The sequence below is a fragment of the Nesterenkonia sedimenti genome (genome assembly GCF_012641515.1).
In the GTDB taxonomy this organism is placed as follows: Bacteria; Actinomycetota; Actinomycetes; order Actinomycetales; family Micrococcaceae; genus Nesterenkonia; species Nesterenkonia sedimenti.
Genome location: NZ_JABAHY010000001.1, coordinates 51,930 through 69,622, shown reverse-complemented (window position 1 = coordinate 69,622; position 17,693 = coordinate 51,930). Strand labels below are relative to the sequence as shown.

The 17,693-nt window shown below is 61.4% G+C and carries 26 protein-coding genes and 2 pseudogenes; 15 read left to right on the top strand and 13 right to left on the bottom strand.

Annotated features, from left to right (window positions below):
- Positions 1 to 13 precede the first annotated feature (13 nt).
- The gene (locus tag HGQ17_RS00405) at positions 14 to 232 is read left to right on the top strand and encodes a helix-hairpin-helix domain-containing protein (RefSeq protein WP_211090321.1); all 219 of its coding nucleotides are present in this window, start codon (positions 14 to 16) and stop codon (positions 230 to 232) included.
- Here HGQ17_RS00405 and HGQ17_RS00400 read toward each other — a convergent pair.
- Entirely contained in the window at positions 212 to 766 is a 555-nt protein-coding gene (locus tag HGQ17_RS00400) for a hypothetical protein (RefSeq protein WP_168885996.1), read from the bottom strand. The genes HGQ17_RS00405 and HGQ17_RS00400 overlap by 21 nt on opposite strands.
- Before the next feature lie 55 nt (positions 767 to 821).
- On the opposite strand from HGQ17_RS00400, the gene HGQ17_RS00395 reads away from it, so the two are divergent.
- Positions 822 to 1,418 carry a TetR/AcrR family transcriptional regulator gene (locus HGQ17_RS00395; protein WP_168885995.1) on the top strand — a complete coding sequence of 199 codons (597 nt, stop codon included), beginning with the start codon at positions 822 to 824 and terminating at the stop codon, positions 1,416 to 1,418.
- Between the two features lie 162 nt (positions 1,419 to 1,580).
- Positions 1,581 to 1,883, top strand: a complete 303-nt coding sequence (locus HGQ17_RS00390) for a putative quinol monooxygenase (RefSeq protein ID WP_168885994.1) — start codon at positions 1,581 to 1,583, stop codon at positions 1,881 to 1,883.
- A 34-nt stretch (positions 1,884 to 1,917) separates the two neighbouring features.
- On the opposite strand, the gene HGQ17_RS15800 is transcribed toward HGQ17_RS00390, so the two are convergent.
- Complete coding sequence (locus tag HGQ17_RS15800; RefSeq protein WP_168885993.1) at positions 1,918 to 2,226, bottom strand: type II toxin-antitoxin system PemK/MazF family toxin; 309 nt, start codon at positions 2,224 to 2,226, stop codon at positions 1,918 to 1,920.
- Positions 2,227 to 2,378: 152 nt separating this feature from the next.
- Between HGQ17_RS15800 and HGQ17_RS00380 the strand changes: the two genes are divergently transcribed.
- Positions 2,379 to 2,774 (top strand): VOC family protein, encoded by a 396-nt coding sequence (locus HGQ17_RS00380; protein ID WP_168885992.1) that lies wholly within the window; start codon positions 2,379 to 2,381, stop codon positions 2,772 to 2,774.
- Positions 2,775 to 2,783: 9 nt separating this feature from the next.
- Positions 2,784 to 3,131, top strand: coding sequence for a VOC family protein (locus tag HGQ17_RS00375; RefSeq protein ID WP_168885991.1), 348 nt, complete (start codon positions 2,784 to 2,786; stop codon positions 3,129 to 3,131).
- Here HGQ17_RS00375 and HGQ17_RS00370 read toward each other — a convergent pair.
- On the bottom strand, positions 3,116 to 3,688 hold the full coding sequence (locus HGQ17_RS00370) for a TetR/AcrR family transcriptional regulator (protein WP_168885990.1): 573 nt from the start codon (positions 3,686 to 3,688) through the stop codon (positions 3,116 to 3,118). The two genes, HGQ17_RS00375 and HGQ17_RS00370, sit on opposite strands and share 16 nt — an antisense overlap.
- Positions 3,685 to 4,062 carry a DUF4267 domain-containing protein gene (locus HGQ17_RS00365; RefSeq protein ID WP_168885989.1) on the bottom strand — a complete coding sequence of 126 codons (378 nt, stop codon included), beginning with the start codon at positions 4,060 to 4,062 and terminating at the stop codon, positions 3,685 to 3,687. The genes HGQ17_RS00370 and HGQ17_RS00365 overlap by 4 nt, the downstream gene beginning before the upstream one ends.
- Before the next feature lie 174 nt (positions 4,063 to 4,236).
- On the opposite strand from HGQ17_RS00365, the gene HGQ17_RS00360 reads away from it, so the two are divergent.
- Positions 4,237 to 4,680 carry a YciI family protein gene (locus HGQ17_RS00360; RefSeq protein WP_168885988.1) on the top strand — a complete coding sequence of 148 codons (444 nt, stop codon included), beginning with the start codon at positions 4,237 to 4,239 and terminating at the stop codon, positions 4,678 to 4,680.
- A 3-nt stretch (positions 4,681 to 4,683) separates the two neighbouring features.
- On the top strand, positions 4,684 to 5,829 hold the full coding sequence (locus tag HGQ17_RS00355; RefSeq protein ID WP_168885987.1) for an RNA polymerase sigma factor: 1,146 nt from the start codon (positions 4,684 to 4,686) through the stop codon (positions 5,827 to 5,829).
- Here HGQ17_RS00355 and HGQ17_RS00350 read toward each other — a convergent pair.
- The 3 genes from HGQ17_RS00350 to HGQ17_RS00340 form a co-directional block, all read right to left on the bottom strand.
- Positions 5,826 to 6,515, bottom strand: a complete 690-nt coding sequence (locus tag HGQ17_RS00350; RefSeq protein WP_168885986.1) for a YqeB family protein — start codon at positions 6,513 to 6,515, stop codon at positions 5,826 to 5,828. The two genes, HGQ17_RS00355 and HGQ17_RS00350, sit on opposite strands and share 4 nt — an antisense overlap.
- 88 nt (positions 6,516 to 6,603) lie before the next feature.
- The gene (locus tag HGQ17_RS00345; RefSeq protein WP_211090320.1) at positions 6,604 to 7,170 is read right to left on the bottom strand and encodes a hypothetical protein; all 567 of its coding nucleotides are present in this window, start codon (positions 7,168 to 7,170) and stop codon (positions 6,604 to 6,606) included.
- A 53-nt stretch (positions 7,171 to 7,223) separates the two neighbouring features.
- The gene (locus HGQ17_RS00340) at positions 7,224 to 8,180 is read right to left on the bottom strand and encodes a helix-turn-helix transcriptional regulator (protein WP_168885985.1); all 957 of its coding nucleotides are present in this window, start codon (positions 8,178 to 8,180) and stop codon (positions 7,224 to 7,226) included.
- A 61-nt stretch (positions 8,181 to 8,241) separates the two neighbouring features.
- On the opposite strand from HGQ17_RS00340, the gene HGQ17_RS00335 reads away from it, so the two are divergent.
- The 5 genes and pseudogenes from HGQ17_RS00335 to HGQ17_RS00315 form a co-directional block, all read left to right on the top strand.
- Positions 8,242 to 8,826, top strand: a complete 585-nt coding sequence (locus HGQ17_RS00335) for a DinB family protein (protein WP_168885984.1) — start codon at positions 8,242 to 8,244, stop codon at positions 8,824 to 8,826.
- A complete protein-coding gene (locus HGQ17_RS00330) occupies positions 8,811 to 9,041 on the top strand; it encodes a hypothetical protein (RefSeq protein ID WP_168885983.1) in 231 nt (76 codons plus the stop codon). The genes HGQ17_RS00335 and HGQ17_RS00330 overlap by 16 nt, the downstream gene beginning before the upstream one ends.
- Positions 9,042 to 9,082: 41 nt before the next feature.
- The gene (locus HGQ17_RS00325; protein ID WP_168885982.1) at positions 9,083 to 9,544 is read left to right on the top strand and encodes a VOC family protein; all 462 of its coding nucleotides are present in this window, start codon (positions 9,083 to 9,085) and stop codon (positions 9,542 to 9,544) included.
- 5 nt (positions 9,545 to 9,549) lie between these two features.
- Positions 9,550 to 10,068: pseudogene (locus HGQ17_RS00320) on the top strand (IS256 family transposase); the annotation flags it as partial.
- Positions 10,069 to 10,115: 47 nt separating this feature from the next.
- A pseudogene (locus HGQ17_RS00315) lies at positions 10,116 to 10,553 on the top strand (transposase); the annotation flags it as partial.
- A gap of 97 nt (positions 10,554 to 10,650) precedes the next feature.
- Here HGQ17_RS00315 and HGQ17_RS00310 read toward each other — a convergent pair.
- From HGQ17_RS00310 to HGQ17_RS00300, 3 genes are read right to left on the bottom strand one after another with little or no spacing between them, the layout of a single operon-like run.
- Entirely contained in the window at positions 10,651 to 11,649 is a 999-nt protein-coding gene (locus HGQ17_RS00310; RefSeq protein ID WP_168885981.1) for a M56 family metallopeptidase, read from the bottom strand.
- Positions 11,650 to 11,655: 6 nt separating this feature from the next.
- Positions 11,656 to 12,063, bottom strand: a complete 408-nt coding sequence (locus HGQ17_RS00305; RefSeq protein WP_168885980.1) for a BlaI/MecI/CopY family transcriptional regulator — start codon at positions 12,061 to 12,063, stop codon at positions 11,656 to 11,658.
- Positions 12,060 to 12,662, bottom strand: a complete 603-nt coding sequence (locus tag HGQ17_RS00300; protein ID WP_211090319.1) for a hypothetical protein — start codon at positions 12,660 to 12,662, stop codon at positions 12,060 to 12,062. The genes HGQ17_RS00305 and HGQ17_RS00300 overlap by 4 nt, the downstream gene beginning before the upstream one ends.
- A 94-nt stretch (positions 12,663 to 12,756) precedes the next feature.
- Between HGQ17_RS00300 and HGQ17_RS00295 the strand changes: the two genes are divergently transcribed.
- Genes HGQ17_RS00295 through HGQ17_RS00285 form a run of 3 tightly spaced genes read left to right on the top strand, consistent with a single transcriptional unit; the run spans position 12,757 to position 15,668 of the window.
- Complete coding sequence (locus HGQ17_RS00295; protein WP_168885979.1) at positions 12,757 to 13,590, top strand: DsbA family protein; 834 nt, start codon at positions 12,757 to 12,759, stop codon at positions 13,588 to 13,590.
- 6 nt (positions 13,591 to 13,596) lie between these two features.
- Positions 13,597 to 14,439 (top strand): cytochrome c biogenesis CcdA family protein, encoded by an 843-nt coding sequence (locus HGQ17_RS00290; protein ID WP_168885978.1) that lies wholly within the window; start codon positions 13,597 to 13,599, stop codon positions 14,437 to 14,439.
- Positions 14,439 to 15,668, top strand: coding sequence for a hypothetical protein (locus HGQ17_RS00285; RefSeq protein ID WP_168885977.1), 1,230 nt, complete (start codon positions 14,439 to 14,441; stop codon positions 15,666 to 15,668). The genes HGQ17_RS00290 and HGQ17_RS00285 overlap by 1 nt, the downstream gene beginning before the upstream one ends.
- A 196-nt stretch (positions 15,669 to 15,864) precedes the next feature.
- Here HGQ17_RS00285 and HGQ17_RS00280 read toward each other — a convergent pair whose 3' ends face one another.
- Genes HGQ17_RS00280 through HGQ17_RS00270 form a run of 3 tightly spaced genes read right to left on the bottom strand, consistent with a single transcriptional unit; the run spans position 15,865 to position 17,627 of the window.
- Positions 15,865 to 16,677 carry a MerR family transcriptional regulator gene (locus HGQ17_RS00280; protein WP_168885976.1) on the bottom strand — a complete coding sequence of 271 codons (813 nt, stop codon included), beginning with the start codon at positions 16,675 to 16,677 and terminating at the stop codon, positions 15,865 to 15,867.
- A gap of 48 nt (positions 16,678 to 16,725) precedes the next feature.
- Entirely contained in the window at positions 16,726 to 17,232 is a 507-nt protein-coding gene (locus tag HGQ17_RS00275) for an SRPBCC domain-containing protein (protein ID WP_168885975.1), read from the bottom strand.
- Positions 17,229 to 17,627, bottom strand: a complete 399-nt coding sequence (locus tag HGQ17_RS00270; protein ID WP_168885974.1) for an ArsR/SmtB family transcription factor — start codon at positions 17,625 to 17,627, stop codon at positions 17,229 to 17,231. The genes HGQ17_RS00275 and HGQ17_RS00270 overlap by 4 nt, the downstream gene beginning before the upstream one ends.
- Between the last annotated feature and the right edge of the window lie 66 nt (positions 17,628 to 17,693).

The window sequence follows — 17,693 nt, the reverse complement described above, 5'->3', positions numbered from 1 at the left end:
GGAGGAGAGGATGATGGCCGATACCCCTGATATTCGCCCCATTGGCGATCTCCCCAATGAGATGGGCAAGACCGCAGTGCGAGAACTTCACTACACCGGTATCAGCAGCCTGGCCGAGGTAGCCAAGCACACCCGCAAAGAACTCCTGGCTATCCACGGGGTCGGACCAAAGGCCATCCGCATCCTCGAGCCGGCACTCGAGGAAAAAGGTTTAAGCTTCCAAGGCGAATGAGTCCTGCTTCACCACTCGCCGCAGCCTGAGCAACTCGCCTAAGAGGACCGGAAGCAGGAAGAACACTGCAGAAACGGTGCCAAATGCCACCCAGGCAAGGATAACGACGCCGCCCTCATCAATCGTCGTCGTGCGTTGGACGATCCATGCCAGTGTCGCGCCCAGGCATACCAGGGCCGCAAACAGTGCCATGAGCCGGTGTTTTCCACGTTGAACGACGATGAATACCGCAACCATGGCGGGCAGGGTCATGCCGAACTCGTAGTCTCGCAGGATAAACGCCGCATAGGCTCCAGCAGTGGTGGCCAATCCGACAAGGGGCCATCGCCCAACCGTTATCAGTCCGGCTGCCCCAGCCAGGGTCAACGTAATTGCCCAGGAATCCGTGGGCCGGGTCGGCGCCCAGCCTGGCACCAATTCCATGGGTTCGGCACCGAAGCTGCCGATAGTGGCCGCGAGCTCAATAGCCGCAACTATCAGTACAAGGACGACCAATACCCAACGATTGTGACTGCTCTGAGTTTCCTGTGACATCCGTACCCCTTAAAGGGTGGGTGAGCGTTTACTCACCCCACTATACTCGGAAGGGATGGCAGCTGAGAAGACCCCCAGACCACCAGCACGAGAGCGTATTCTCGACGCGGCTGCTGAGGTGATGCGCCGAGATGGCCTCGCCCATGCCACCACCAAGCAGATTGCCCACCAGGCAGATTGCTCAGAGGCTCTGCTGTACAAACACTTTCCGGATAAGAAGGACATCTTCCTCTCAGTCCTCGGTGAGCGTTCGGCGGGCCTGACATTTACCCCCGAGCATGCTGGAACCGGTTCAGTGAAGGAAAACTTAGTTCAGCTGACGGTTCAGCTGATGGAGTTCTATCGGGAGAATTTCCCCATGGCTGCTTCGATCTTCGGCAGCCGCGATCTCCTTGTCAGCCACCGCGAGGGAATGCAACAGCGCGGCGCAGGCCCCTGGGCCCCCAAGGACGTGGTGAAGAATTACCTTGAAGCTGAGGCCCGCCTGGGCCGAATTCACGCTGATGGTTCGGTATTGGATGCCGCAGCAACACTTCTGACAGGAGGGGCTCTTCACGAGGCTTTTCTTGCTGCCTATGCGGATCAGCCACTCAATGCGGTGAATGAAACCGCCCAAGCCCTGGTCAACGCGCTTGATCATCACCTTGTGTAAATCACGGAGAGACGGATGCATGACCTCGACTGAGCACGCGCTCGGCTACACGGATATGTCCGGCGATCTGAATCTTTTCGGGCACCATAGCGGACTGAGACCGCAGTCAACCGCTGGCCGAAGGCTCTTCCGCTGGGCGATTTCAGGCGCTAGATTCTGGATATGACTTTCGCGAATGTGGGGACACTCGAAACTCAGCCCGGCCAACGGGAAGCCGTGGTTGCCATCCTGACCCGCTCTAATCCGCAGCTAGCAGAAGCGGGCTGCCTGCACTACGAGGTCGGCACCTCGGACGAGAAGCCCGATACCGTCTTCGTCACCGAGCTGTGGACCTCCGCCGAGGCACATCAGGCCTCACTGCAGCTGCCCAGCGTCCGCGGGGCCATTGCCGAGGCGATGCCACTGCTGACCGGACAGATGGATGGATTCCAGTACGAGGTCGCCGGCTCGCCGCTGCGCGACTAAGTCTCTTTAAAAGGACCTCAGCAACCTGCTGGGATTACACCTGCAGGGCCAAGTAGTTGCACACGGCTTGCTCAACCTGCAATAACTCAGCAGCAGAAAGCCGCCCGCGATGTTTGCGAAGTCGCCCCTTAGGTAGAGAGTGGATCATCGTGGCGTTTGCATAGGATCGATCCCGGCCGGTGAGTCCTGCGTCGCAATTAATCTGGATATGAGTGCTGGATGGGCCCTCCGTGCTAGTCACTTCAACGACGGTGATGTGGGCTAACTTTGGAACCAGACGATTCGGGGTGAGAATGATCGCGGGACGATAGCCGGTTGGACCGGGGAACTGCTCGTCCCACACATCACCGCGAAACTCTGAGGCTCACCGGTCCAGTTCGCCAGAAAGTTCTTCAGCCCCGGCAAGTGAGTCGGGCAGCGGCGCTACATTGTCCCCCGGGCCGTAGAACTCATCGCTTCGGAGGCACCTGGGCCTTATGTGGTTGGATGGGCGTCATGGCCAGCTACGTGTCACACACCACGATCGATTCTCACAATGCTTATGAGCTTTCGGAATGGTGGAAGAAAGTGCTCGACTACGCGGATATGCCCGGCGATCCGAATCTTCCTGGGCACCCCCAATGCTTGATCCACGACCCGGAGACCGGACATCGCCTGCTCTTCATCGAGGGGGATCATGGGAAGAAGTCGGAGAAGAACCGCATTCACCTCGATCTGGCCTCCCGCGAGGGAAACCGTGACGCCGAGATTGCGCGACTTCACGAGCTCGGGGCGACAGTGGTCGCGGATCTGCGGGGCAAGCACGGCCCCGGCAGCGGCTGGGTAACCTTCGCCGACCCCGAAGGCAATGAGTTCTGCGTTGTCCGCTCCCCTGCAGAGATGGATGGATAATGTGAACCCATGGATGTGAAGAGCGTGACCGTTGGGCTCCCGGTCAGTGACATCGCGCGTGCCGTTGACTGGTACCGGCGGGTTTTCGAGCTCACAGGCCCCGACCTCCAACCCGCTGGGGGTGTCGTGGAGTTTCAGATGGGACCCTTATGGCTCCAGTTGGGAGAGGAGCCCACTAAGCGCTCAGGAGCTGAGGTCATCACTCGTTTCGGCGTGGAGGACGCCGCCGCTGAGCATCAGCGTCTAATCAATCTGGGCATTGATGTCGGACCACTGGAACATGCACCCGGTGCGGTGAACTACTTCGACTTCCTCGACCCAGACGGCAATGCTCTCAGCTTCTATTCCGAGCTGTAGATACGGATCATTCCGCACAGACGAGCAACCTGATCCTGCCTTGCTGGAATACGACCCGCTAAGTGCAGACTGGCCAAGCCGTGACAGGCGGCCCAGAAGAACTCAGTGAGCGCCGCGGCGTCGTCGTAGGTTTTCATCCCGGCCTCATTCCCAATGACTTCCACCAGCGCCTCGAAGGAATCCCGCAGCTCGGCCGGAGTGTTCTCCGCGGCGAATTCAAGAGCAGTTGGCCTGGTGAACATCGCCTCATAAAGGGCGGGGTTCTGCCAGCTGAAGTTGAGATAGCTCCAGCACAGCGATTCAAGGGGTGCATCTGCTTGCTGTGCGTGCTCGCGGATGAGTTCAGTCAGTTCCGCAAACCCCTGCCTGACCACCGCGGCCACCACATGCTCCCGGTTCCGGAAGTGCTGATAGATCACTGGCTGACTGTGGTCGATCTCCTGGGCCAACCGTCGCGTACTCACCGCCGACCACCCCTCGGCCTCGGCGATCCGGCGAGCGTGATCGATGATCTGCTGTTCGCGGATGCGATATCTGCGTTCCCGCGGTGTAGTCATGACGCGCCACCCAAAATCAGCCCAGCACTGAGCAGCATCAGCGCAGCGGTGCCTCCGTGGATACCCCATGCTGCTGCCTTACTGCCCCGACTGCCGAGCACCAGGCTGGCATCGCCAAGGGGTATCAGCGTGAAGGCCAGTACACACCAGGCGACGACGACGGGCTCCGCGGTGATCAACAAGACCGCGGCCACCACACCGGTCACCGCATCACGGACACCCTTGACCCTCAGCCACTGTCCGGCAGCTGCCTGGGGCAGTTCCCGCAGCCCGAAGCTGGCAGCCATGGCCTGAGGGGCGAACAGATAGAACAGCCCCACAATGAATATGGCCGCCCCTGCGGCTGCCGCAATGATGAGTCCCGCTGTTTCCACCCATCCTCCTATCGATGACAGAAAATCTATCAGTGATAGATCATTATGGGAACACCTTCCCCCAGAGGGGTTCGGCCATTAGATTCAAGAACACATGTCGAAATCTCCCCGGCGGCTCCGTCCCAGGGATAGACACAGCCACACCGGCTGGGTCAGGACAAAGGAGAACCGACCATGAAATACATCATGCTCAAGCACTACCGCGGCGCCCCCGATCCAAGGAACAACGTTCCGATGGACCAGTGGACACCTGAGGAGGTGGATGCGCATGTGAAGTACATGAACGACTTCGCAGATCGCCTGCGCGAGACTGGGGAGTTCGTCGACTCCCAGGCCCTGTCCCCACAGGGCGAATGGGTCAGCCACAGCGGACAGGGTAAACCTCCGATTACTGATGGCCCCTTCCCAGAGACCAAGGACCTCGTTGCGGGGTTCATGATTATTGATGTGCAGGACCATCAGCGCGCGGTGGAGCTGGCCGGAGAGCTCTCCGCGGCCCCAGGGGCGGACGGTCAGCCTATCCATGAATGGCTGGAGCTCCGGCCGTTTCTGAATCAGAAGGCAGAAACCGTTGAGGCTATCCATGAGGCCCTTCAGACGGGGTCATCAGCACAGTGACCCATGGATGACCGCCGACTGCGCAGTCTCATTCCAGAGACGCTCAGTGCTCTGATCGGCCGAGGTGCTGACTTCGCCTCGGCCGAGGATGCCGTCCAGGAGGCCCTAGTTCAGGCATTGGACACCTGGCCAGATACTCCACCTCGAGACCCCAAAGCCTGGCTGATCCGTACCGCCTGGCATCGTTTCCTGGACGCATCCCGGTCAGAACAGGCACGACGACGCCGCGAGGCATCCGCTTGGACCCAGCCTCCGCCTATGCCAATCTCCGAGACTGACGACTCTCTGAAGCTGTATTTCCTCTGCGCACATCCATCCTTGACACAGTCCTCAGCCGTGGCGCTCACCCTCCGGGCGGTGGGTGGTCTGACCACAGAACAGATCGCCGAGGCCTATATGGTCCCCGCCTCTACGATGGGCCAGCGGATCAGCAGGGCCAAGCAGAGGATCAGTGGCCTCCGGTTGACCTCACCCGGGGATCTCAGCACTGTCCTTCGGGTCTTCTATCTCATCTTCAACGAGGGGTACTCCGGTGAGGTGGATCTGGCCACCGAGGCGATCCGACTGACTGAGCAACTAGCCCACCGCAACAGTCACCCCGAGGTTCTGGGACTTCTTGCTCTGATGCTGCTGACCGATGCCCGCCGGCCGGCCCGCACAGACAGTGATGGCCGGTTGATCCCCTTGGCTGAGCAGGACCGGGGCCGCTGGAAGCACCACCAGATAGCTCTGGGGGTTGAGGTGCTGCAACGTGCCCTGGCTCGAGATCGGCTCGGAGAGTTTCAGGCACAGGCCGCAATCGCTGCACTTCATGCTGATGCTCAGTCAACCCAGGAGACCGACTGGCAACAGATTCTGCACTGGTATGACGAACTGGTCAGCCTGACGGAGAACCCCCTGGCCAGACTCAACCGCGCCATCGCACTGGGCCATGCACAGGATCCGACCTCGGGGTTAGCTGAACTGAGCAGCCTGGATCCCTCACTGCCCAGACATACTGCAGCAGCGGCCTATCTGCATGAGCTCAATGGTGAACCCACTATCGCCGCTGATCTGTATTCACAGGCTGCCCAAGAGGCAACCAGTCTGCCTGAGCGCCATCATCTGATCCGGCAGGCAGCCCGCCTCAGCGCTCAAGACTGCCACTAGAGGGCTGGCAGGCGCCGATATTGCTGCTTCTCGTCACGATCCCGGACGACAATGCCCTGAGCCGCCAGTTCCTCCCGCAGGGATTCGGCCTCCCCGGCCTTTTCATCGGTCAAAGCACGACGACGAGCCCTCAGAAGTGCGTGGATGTTCTCCTCAAGCTCCGGGCTGCGATCCACCCAATCGGCGAACTCCGCCTCGCGTGGGTCTTCTCCCCCGGCCCAGGGATAGTCGAAGGCGCCAAAGGCATCGGCCAGCTTCCCCACCAGAAACCAACTGTCGGAACTCGTGCGGGACAGTTCTCGGGCTTCCTTATCGACCAGCACCAGCTCGTCCTTATCTAAAAAGATCTGGGAAATCTCATCGCGTGAGTATTCGGCTGAGCCGCTCTTATTGTCGATACGGATTTTCTCTGGATCCACCATGACGCGTCCCACGCCCTCGTCCCAGACCATGAAGATAATCCACCCGCCTAGAGCTCCCAACAGTGTCAGCAGAGGAACTGACCACATCATGGGAATTCGGTCCAACAGCTGCAGGGGCAGGAATGTCATATCAAACTGATTGACCATCCACGTCGCCAAGGGACCAACAATGAACGCCAAGACAGCACCGATTGCCGCACCGGCCACAGTGAAGATGCGCACAAGTTTCGAATCGAGCGTGACAGTGATACTCGAATCCGACATGGGTGCTCCTTTGTGACCAGACCATAAGCTAATACTTACTCCAGGCTACACATATTGGAGCACTCACTCTACTAATTGGCTTGACGTACTATCTCCCTGAGGCGTCGTCGTTCTCTGCCAGGTTGCGAAGCACCAACAGCTGCTTGCGCATCATCATGAGATCACCCCAGGCCAGCAGATAGCGACGCTGCTTGGCCAAGACTTTCCCTATCGGAGGCATCCACAGGACCACACTGAGCCGGGAGAACTCGTCATCGATCCGTTCTGCCCGGTATTGCAGACTGAGGTCGCCGAAAGCGTTTCGTGGCCAGCCTGGTTTCATTCGCAGGGTGATGGAAGCATCCGGTTCGAAGTCGGTCAGGGTGAAAATCGTCATCACTGACTGGCCACGCTCGAGGTGGCACAGTTCAGGATCTGCCTGTCGGGGGCTTCGGCGGCCAAAATTATCAATCCAGTCATAGCTGTAGGGTGCTCGCCGCAGCTGGCAGAGCCATAGATATATCCGCCCCGGCGAGGCCCGGACGCCTACTGCGCGGGTGGCCGCACGCATTATTTCGGGATGCGGTCCCGGGATTTCTTTCCCGGAAACCACAGCCTCACCCCAGCTCCAGGGGAGGTTGTTGTTCATGGGCTTGGACGACAGAGATGTTGTCACAGCTCAGAGCCTAATAGCCTATTGTCTGTGGCGGGAATACCTAGCGGCCCGGATTATCCACCCGCCATTGACCTCAGAGTCTCGGCGAGGTTCATGGCGACTTCGCGTAAGCCCTCCGGCTCCAGGATTTCCATCTCCAGGCCGAGACCCGCCAGGTAGAGCGCCATCCATTCCATATTGTCAGCCCCTGCGATGAACAGACACCGGCCCGGGGCAGGGTCCTCTTCGATCTTGGCGATCTGGGGCGGGATTCTGCGACGGGCTTCCTCGGCTGAAAGGTGAAGCCGAACCCGGGTCAGATGCTGGTAGGCCGAGGCGGTCACTGATTCCTGCACATAATCCAGGGGGTCCGGATGGTCTCGGGGGCGGAACCGGAAGGTAGTGGCCGCGACGTGTTGCATACGGTCCAGCCTGAAGGTTCGCCAGTCCTGCCGGTCGAGGTCGTAGGCCATGAGGTACCAGCGGGGGCCGGCAGCGACCATTCGAACAGGTTCTGTTCGGCGCTGACCTTCGATGCCATGAAACTTGGTATATGAAAACCGCACCTGGACCTGGTCCCGGCATGCGGCGGCCAGCGTGGTGAGAGTTTCGATGCTCACTTCTCCGGTTCCGGCCAATGTGGCGGTGGAATCATGCAGGGCCCGGACGTTGCCCCGCAACCGAGGAGGCATGACCTGATCAAGTTTGGCCAGGGCATCCAGGGCCGCATCGCCGATACCTGAGATGGCACCTCCTGCAGCTATCCGGAGTGAGACAGCCGTGGCGGTGGCCTCCTCATCGGTGAGCAGCAGTGGCGGCAGTTGGCGTCCGGCGCCGAGCTTATAGCCCCCGCCCAGGCCGGAAGCTGCCTGAACGGGGTATCCCAGATTCCGCAGTCGTTCGATATCGCGGCGGACTGAGCGATCAGTGATCCCCAGTTCCTCAGCCAGCTCCACCGCTGTCCAGACGGGCCGACGCTGCAGTAGGGAGAGCAGTCGCAGCACCCGCTCGACAGTTGCTTCGGAGGACATGGGCCAATCCTCGCACGATTCACGGACAGGAACTGTCCGGTATCAGTGTGAGAGTGCAGCTATGACACTTCACAAACCTGAAGAATCTTGGAGCGAGCTGCTTCTCGACCAGCTCGAGTGGCATTGGAAGCATCAGGTGCGGGACCGGTCAGCCGGGCTCAGTGATGCGGAGTATTTCTGGGAGCCCGCCCCGGACTGTTGGAATATTCGCCGCCGAGGCGCCAGTGATGCTCCCGTTCAGGGCGGGGCCGGAGAGATGGTGGTGGAGTTCGCTTTTCCGCCCCCGGAGCCAGCCCCCTTCACCTCCATCGCCTGGCGACTGGCACATGTCGTCGTCGGTATTTTTGCGATGCGCAATGCCTCGCACTTTGGGCGTGAGGCCACCGACTATCACTCCTTCACCTACGCGGCCACAGCCGCTGAGGCCCTGGAGCAGTTGGAAACTGAGTACGCCAGATGGGCAGCTGGGGTGCGGTCATTATCGGATGCAGACCTGCAGCGACCATGTGGTGAGGAAGGGTTTGAGCAGGAACCGATGTCGAAGTTGGTTCTGCATATACACCGTGAGGTGATCCACCACCTGGCTGAGGTCGCTCTGCTGCGTGACATCTATCTGCACACTCAGAAACGGTGGCCAACGGTCTGATGTCAGCGGTTTCCCAGTATTCGCAGCCCGAGCGAATCGCGCTCTCCGCAGGCCAGGCCCTCGTCAGCTGGGCTGAGCGCCAGGCAGAGCTCAGGGCCGCTGGCAGGACGGCTGCTGCTGCACGGCGGGTACGCCGGGAGGAGCTCAGCCAGTACGCCTTCGAGCAGCGCGAAGCTGCAATCCTGAAGGGGCTCCAGCAGCCGCGGCCATGGTGAGTTTCGCTCCCAACCCAAATCCCCTCACAAAGGAGAACATGATGAGCAGTACCGTACAGATCACCATCGATGCCCAGGACCCGCGGTCCCTTTCTGCCTTCTGGGCCGAGGTGCTGGGCTACCTCCACCCCGCCCCACCCGGAGTAGATCTCTCCCCAGGTGAGGACGGGCAGGCCGCCTGGGACAGGTTTCTGGCAGAAACAGGAGTCCCCGAGGAGCAGCGCAACTCTGCTTCGGCGTTGGAGGACCCCGACGGCAAAGGACCCAGACTCTACTTCCAGCAGGTGCCGGAGGCTAAGGTCGCCAAAAACCGAGTGCACCTGGACGTGCGCACTGCCTCGGAGCTAACCGGTGAGGCGCGAATGACAGCCCTCGAGCGGGAGTGTGAGCGCCTGGTGGCTCTGGGAGCCCGCCGCATTCAGCGCCACGAACCGGCTCCTCCCTTATCCATTGGGTTCATCGTCATGTCAGACCCCGAGGGCAATGAGTTCTGTCTGGATTAGGCAACTGTGACGGGCTCAAAGGACTGCCCGAGGCGATCACCACCGCGTGGGAGTACGCCACGGTCCAGACCTGCAACATCCATCTGATCCGCAACACTTTCCGGTACGCGTCGAAGAAGTATTGGGAGAAGATCAGTAAGGACCTCAAACCGATCTACACCGCACCCTCGGAAGTGGTGGCGAAGGAGAGATTCGCTGAGTTTGACCAGAAATGGGGCGGCCAATACCTGGCGATCAGCAAGCTCTGGGCCAACGCCTGGAATGAGTTCGTGCCCTTTCTGGATTACGATGCTGAGATCCGTCGGGTGATCTGCTCGACCAACGCGATCGAGTCAATGAACGCCCGCTACCGCAGGGCCCTCAGAGCCAGAGGACATTTCCCCAACGAAGCAGCCGCGCTGAAGTGCCTGTATCTTGCTACTAGGGCACTGGATCCCACCGGGAAAGGCCGAGCACGCTGGGCCACCCGATGGAAACCAGCGCTAAACGCCTTCGCTATCACCTTCGAAGGACGCCTCAACTAAAAATGAGCCAGACCAGATACACCGTTAATCAGACACTCCCTGTCCTGGAGCTCGATGACCAGCTCAAAGCCAACGAGACGCAACTGACCGCACTGGTGCAGATCAGCGAAGCCGCGCCCCTGCTGCAGGAAAAGGGCTTCGGGCCTGTAACTGCGGCGACGTGCCTCACCGCCTGGTCCCATCAGGGACGCGTCCGCAACCAGGCCGCCTTCGCCTCCCTGGCTGGAGTCAATCCGATTCCCGCTTCCTCGGGCAACACCGTCCGGCACCGCCTGAACCGAGGCGGCGATAGAAGCCTGAACCATGCCCTCCACATGGTTGCCCTGACCAAGATGACCCACGACCCAGAAACACGGAAATACGTCGAGAAACGGCGAGCAGAAGGCCGCACCGACCGGGAAATCCGCCGATGCCTCAAACGCTACCTCGCCCGCCGCGTCCACCGGACGCTCAACGACTCAGCATTAGCCACGACTGCAGCTTGACAGACATAGAAGAGTCTCTACGGGGCATTGCTGAAAGAAAATCAACGGAGTTTCACAGTCCTCGTTGCCCTGAAGATCGGACCTCACTCCTAGCTGTTTAGAATGCGCAGCCGGCCAGAGCGGCCTGTATATAGTTACCGTGGACTGCGGTGCTGGTGGTGGTCATCAACGCAATAGTCACCATCACAGCCACCAGGTAGCCCCTGCCGCCCCGGTGGCTGCTCGGGGCCACCAGGTGGCGGATGCGGTCCGTGCCAGCAGCGTTGAGCACCAGGGAGTCAGTCTGTGTCTGGGGCATATTTTCCAGGCTGTGGGCGCGGTCCCCGAGTTTCAGCAGAGCGCTGGCCAAGGCGGGTGTACCGGTCTCGCGACGGGCGGCGCAATCGGCGGCTATCTCCAGGTAATGGGGGATTGCGTCGGCGATGGCGCGAATCAGTGGCACCCAGCGCAATGGCCGGGTGAGGCCTTCTACGAGCAGGAGGATGAGGTGGTGGCGCTGGCGCAGGTGTGCGGATTCGTGGGCCAGCACAGCGTGCAGTTCATCTTCATCCAGCAGATTCAGAAGTTTCTGGGAGATCACCATCCCGCATCGCTTCTTGGGCAGGGCGAAGGCCACCGGTGCCGGGTCGTTGACTACCAGCACCTGATAGCCCAGCAGATGCGTGGAGGAAGTAACCCTATTCAGACTCTGGCAGGTCGACCGCATCGCGGCTTTCCTGCGTACAGAGTATCGGGCCAGCGAGAACAGTAGGGCACCGGCCAGCAGCAGCGGGAGCAGAATCAGCAGCAGGACAGGGACAATGGTGTCGACTGCTGTGCCTTGGGGCAGCGGGTTGGCTGCGGCCAGGCAGCGTTGGCAAATTTCACCGGTTGTCCCCGGCATCAGCACTGCCGGTCCGGAGATCACCCAGGCGACCATTGGCCCGACGGCAGCAAGTGCTAGCAGCCAGAAGGCCGCAGTAGCGCTCAGCACGGCGACGGCGGCCCGAGGCGTGCCCACCAGAGCAGGCGTTGCTCGCCGCACAAACGGTGCCCCTAGCGCACCGAATAGGAGGATGCCCGCCACGAACACCAGGATGATGGTTACAGGTGCCATGGGTGATCACCTCTGTTCTGCGTCACGGGCATCAGGGTTATCGGCGAAGTAGGCCTGCAGCAGGGAGCGGTCTTCTGCGGGCATATCTTTGACGAAGTGCAGGATGGAGGCAGCCCGATCAGTGCTGGACTCCAAAGCGTGGCGCATCAAACCAGCGGTATGCTCCTCATGGCTGATCAACGGTAGATAGCTGACCAGACGCCCCTGCTTTTCAGCCTTGACCAGCTGCTTACGCTGCAGATTCTGCATGACCGTGGCCACCGTGGTGTAGGCCGGCTTCTGTGCCAGGGTGTCCATCACATTACGGATGCTGAGCGCGCCTCGGTCCCACAGCAGCTCCATGATCTGCTCTTCCAAGGGACCGAGCCGAAGATTGGCATGTGCCGCGGCCTCACTATGTTGACTCACGCTCATACTCCTGCACTCTCATGGGCCTGGACGTTTTTGGCGGCCACACGCGGGGTTGGGCAGGCCACCTGTCCTTTCAGTCTAAGCACCAGTGCCACACCGCAGAAAATGACTGCGGCCGCAGCCAAGAACGGCTGGACCGGGGTGAAATAGGTGATCGCCCCTGAATAGCCCAGCGCCAGCAGTGCGATCTTATTGCAGACCGGGCAGCCTACGGCGAACCAAGCGAGAAAGGTGCCGACCATGCCGAGCCGACTGCTCCGCTTCTCGTTCTTACCGAGAACAGCGTCCTCCGCACCAGAAGCAGAGGGTGCCTCAACTGTCGGGGTCTGTGCGGCAGAGTAGGGACGAACATAGGTGGCCACCAACATCCCGCTCAAGACCGCGGTCAGAATCCAAATCGGATAGTTCCACCAGACCGGAGGAATGTCTCGGGCAAACAGGGGGTTGGGGATCAGGACAGTCGCAATGCCGATCAGCAGAGCCACCCCCACTGAGCTCAGAACGGCCGCCATGATCTGCCGCGGCGTCCACATACGCAGACCCTGCCAGGCCATCGCCAGACTCGACTGCAGTTTTCCTGAAGGCTGTGATGAGGTTCTCATGTGAACTACTATGCATGATAGTAATGAATTTGTATAGTAACTAGGCGAGACAGTTATTCCATGATCAACGATCTGAACGCGAAGGACAGCATTGATGACCGAGAAGCCTCAAGCCACGCCGGCGGAGAAGAAAGCTACGGCCAAGCCGGCGCTGAACGCGCGCTCCCTGTGGGTTCCCATCACCGTGATCGTCGTCGCTGCGGCAGTGGTCATCTGGCTGCTCTGGGACGGGGAGTCCAACGGTGATTCTCCTGCCGCTGAGGATGCAGCAGTCACGCAGCCGGAGGACGAAGATCAGGTGGACACACAGGAGGATAACAGCCCGGCAGAGGACGATGCGCCGGAGGAAGCAGCGGAACCTGAGCAGCCGGACCTCACAGAGTTGGAACGTCATGACCCCGAAGACCCCCTGGCCATCGGAGAGGCTGATGCCCCGGTGACTATGATTGTCTTCTCCGACTATCAGTGCCCCTATTGCGCTTCCTGGAGTGAGGACACTCTGCCGTCGATGATGGAGTATGTCGAGGCCGGGGATATGCGCATCGAATGGCGAGATCTGAACGTGTTCGGCCCGGCTTCCACCCAAGCGGCAAGGGCGGTCTACGCCGCGGCTCTGCAGGGTGAGTTTTGGGATTATCATCACCACTTGTTCGCCAACGGTGAGATCCTCAGCGAGGACCAGCTGAGCCCAGAGTCGATGACCGACCTGGCCGCAGAGATCGGACTGGACACCGAGCAGTTCGCGCAGGATATGAACTCCGAGGAGGTGGAGGAGCAGGTTGATGACAACGCCGAACTTGGCTACAGCATCGGCGCCTACTCCACTCCGACTTTCATCATCGGTGGCGCCCCGATGGTCGGTGCCCAGCCCACCGAGGTCTTCATCCAGGCCGTCGATGACGCACTTGAGCGGGCTGAGGAGGGCTGACCAAGCGTGGAGATCACCCTTCTGACCGCGTTCTTCGGCGGCGTGCTGGCGCTGCTGAGTCCCTGCGGGGCCCTGCTACTGCCGGCGTTCTTCGCCTCCAGCCTGGGCAACCGGCTGCGAATACTGCTGCACGGCGGGATCTTCTACCTCGGACTCGCCCTGACCCTGGTGCCCCTGGGGCTCGGCCTGGGCGCCTTGGGGACGCTGGTTACCTCCTACCGGGAGGTGATGATCATCGCCACCTCCGCGATCCTGGTGCTGCTGGGTCTGGCCCAGGCGCTGGGCTTCGGCTTCGACATGTCGAAATACCTGCCCGGGGCCGGAGGCCTGCAGCAGAAGGCCCACACCCGCTCCGGTGCACTGCGCACCTTCCTGCTGGGTGCGGCCAGCGGGGTGGCGGGTTTCTGCGCCGGCCCTATTCTCGGAGCGATCCTGACCCTGGCCATGGCCCAAGGCGACACCCTGCGGGCCGGGTTCATGCTCGCAGTCTACGGGGCCGGCATGGTGGTGCCGCTGATCGGCCTGGCCGCCATCTGGACCCGGCTGGGCCCACGGGCGATGAAGGTGCTGCGCGGACGCGGCTTCACCGTCCTCGGCAGGCAGCTGCACACCACCTCGGTGGTCACCGGACTGCTCATCGCAGGTGTCGGCGTGCTCTTCTGGACCACCAACGGCCTGGTCACCGCGCCCTCACTGCTGCCCGCTGAGATCGACCGCTGGCTGCAGTCCAACAGCGGCCTGCTGGCCTCCCCAGTCTTCAACGCCGTTGTCGTAGCCGTCATCGCCATCAGCATCATCCTGATCTGGGCGCTGCAGCAGCGCCGGCGCCACAGGGAGGAGATCTCCTGATGGCGGAGACAGCGCCGCAGCAGCAGATCCGCCGTCGTCGTCGAGCTGCGGCAGCGCTGCTGGCAGGCGGACTTCTGGCGGCATGCTCATCACCGCAGGATTCTGGGCCCGGCGAGTCCGCACCTTCGGAGCAGGCTGCAGCAGTCGAGTATGACCCGCAGCCCCAAGTGCTGGATGAGCCGCTCCCCGAGACCGATGCCGGCGATGCCCAGCTGCCCACACAGTTCACCGGCCGGGCTCTGCTCGAGACCGACTGGGGCACCCCGCCGCAGGAGGCCGATGGAGTGTTCCTCGCCCCCGGAGACACCGGCGGGAAGCTGACCTTCACCGCTGTCGACTCCGAGGGGGTCGCGCTCTGGGAGGCAGAGCGTCCGCTCAGCTGCACGGGGTTCACCCTCACCACCGATGAAGACCAGACTCTGGCGATCCTCTCCGATATCGATGAGAACGCCGAAGGCAGTCCTTTGGGCGCACCGACGGTCACCGCCTATGACCTGCACACCGGGGAAGAGGTCTGGGGCCCGGTAGAGGTGCCGGGCCCCCATCAGGGCCCGGGAATGCTCTTCGCCGCACCCCCTGAGGAGAGCTTCGGCGAGCTCGGCCCTGCCGTGGTGCTGGATCCGGCCACCGGGGAGGTCGTCTTCGATGAGCGCGACGACGAAGAACTCCGGGTTCTCGGCGAACACCACGGCACCGTCCTGGTGGCTGAGGAGGACGAACTGCGCGGATACTCCGCAGGTGCGGCAGACCCTGAATGGGCGGTTGCGCTCACCGACCTCGGCTGGCAGGACGAGCCGCTGCGGGCCACTGCCGGACAGAACTCCGGGCAGGTGACCGCAATGCTGATCGGCCCCTCCGCCGATGACCGAGCACTGGTCGACCTGCAGAGCGGACAGATGCTGGGCGAGAGCCTGCGTGAGGCAGGACAGGACCCCTCCAGCGGCACCTGGCTGACCCTCGGCGATGACCTGACCGGAATCGACCCCGATGGCGTACAGCTCTTCAGCGCCGAGCTGGACGAGGATATGAGCGTTGAGATCGTCGGAGGCGTCCTGGCGTATCTGCGCGGCGCCGACCAGCTGCATATCTACAATGTGGTCACCGGGGATCAGGCCCATGCCTACGAGCCCGGCGGTGAGGGTCCGCTCGCTGTTCCGACGCATATCACCGGCACCGGGGTCGGTGCCCTGGAGATTGAGGACAGACTGTTCCTCGCTGTAGGTGAGTGACAGAGAAACAGGCTCAAGGATTAACGACTATGACGTAGGCCACTACCCTGAACAACCCCGTTCGTGGACTTTTTACCACGGTGCCTTTGGGGAGTGGACTCGTTGCGGAGCAATTGACGTGTCATGGTTCAGGCTAGGGCAGGTGTGAAGTGGTGACCATCTCGGCGGTTTCAGAAGTTCCGGCCATAAACGCCGGTCAAGCTTTGGCGACCCGGACCGGTTGCTGCAGCTCGACCACAAAATCCTGGCTCTGCACCGATTCGGGGGCGCGCAGATAGAACTCCCGGCAGGGCCCGGAGGGCTCATAGCCACGGGCAATAATCTCTTCATGCAGAGCCTGCCAACTATTGCCAATACCCTGGATCTCCCCCAGATGAACTCCCACAAAGGCCTCATCCTGGGCCGGCAGCGTGATCATCTCGAAGCCTTCCTCCGCCTGGCCGCTGTAGGCATAGCCGATGATGGCCTCAATCCCGTCTTCACCTGCGGAGTAGACCGCAATGGGAGTCTCCAAGGCCCCGCCGACCTTGCCGATGATCTCAGCCACAGCGTCGAAAGCCGGGCCGACCAGATTGATCAGTTCCGGCTGTTCACTGGCGCTGATCTGCCGGGCGGCGAGCTGGACGGAGGGAAGCGGCTTCTTGATCACTTCGATATTGGACATAGGTCTCTGCCTTTCGATGAGGTGGAGCCTGCGCTCAACATCGGCCAGCCTGGCGGCGGCCGTCCTATGTTCCTCTTCCACCTCGGCACGGCGCCGTTGCAGCATTACGGCCAGCTGCTCGGCGTCGAGACCATCGGCCAGCATTGAGGCGATTTCCTCGATGCCGAAGCCCAGTTGCCGCAGCGCTACGATCCGGTGCAGCCGTTCAAGCTGCTCAGAATCGTAGGAGCGGTAACCGGTGAAGGGGTCGGTGTGTGCTGGCACCAGGAGGCCGGCCTGATCCCAATGCCGCAGCATGCGGTGGGTGACCTGACCAATCTGCGCGAAGGCTCCTATTGAATGCACACCCTCACCTCACCGTCTGACACTGTGTCAGAGTCAAGCATGGCATGCTCACAGAGTGTCGAAGAGCTCCTGGTAGATCGGCTGCAGGCTGCTGAAGCGCTCGCCCCAGTCGAAACTGGAGTCCCCATCGGGCAGCCGGTCCAGGTAGGTATGCCACCCCGGACCGTAGAGCACCAGGTCCTTGGCCATCAGCTGCTCATGCTCCAGGCGAAGCACCACGGCGTCGTCGTCCTTCTCCAGTGATACGCGCAGCACGGTGTCGGCCAGCGCCATAGAGTCATCGGTGGCCTTCCAGCTGACTTCAATAAGCCGCTGGGGTTCGCAGCGTTGGATCTGCCCCTTGGCGTATTCGCGACCGTCGTCCCAGTAGGTGATCCACTCCTTGCCTTCTACAGTCACCGGGGCAAACCAGCGGGCGATGCGTTCGGGGTCGCTGACCGCTGCCCAGGCGTCTTCCACGCTGGTGGAGAGCCGGCGTTCAAACCGGACACTGCCGCGCTCGCCGTCCCGGGTCATAGCACCCAGGCCGGGGGTTTCTAACTTCGCAGTATTCACGATGCTTCCTTCCGCGGTGGTGAGTGTGGCCGGCCGGCACCGGGGTTGCCCTCGGTGTGGGCTTCGGCTTTGCGCCGCGCGGCCTTTCCGCGGGCGATTTCGGTTTCCAAGGCGTCGAGGCGCTGATTCCAGAACGCGGTGATGCGCTGGGTCCAGGCGGCGACGTCCTCTACTGCTTCAGGCTTGAGGGAGTACATACGGCGTTGGGCGTCGATCCTGCTTTCCACCACGCCGGCGTCTTTGAGTACGCGCAGGTGCCGGGAGGCCGCCGGTTGGGACATGCCGAATTCCACATGCAGAACTTCTGCGATCTCTCCTGCGGGGCGGGAACCTTCAGCCAGAACCTCGACAACGCGGCGCCTGGCCGGCTCGCCCAATACATCCAATGCGTGCATAGATCCACTATTGCACCTCTGGTTATATAATGCAATAGTTATACACGGAAGGATGAAGTCACCACA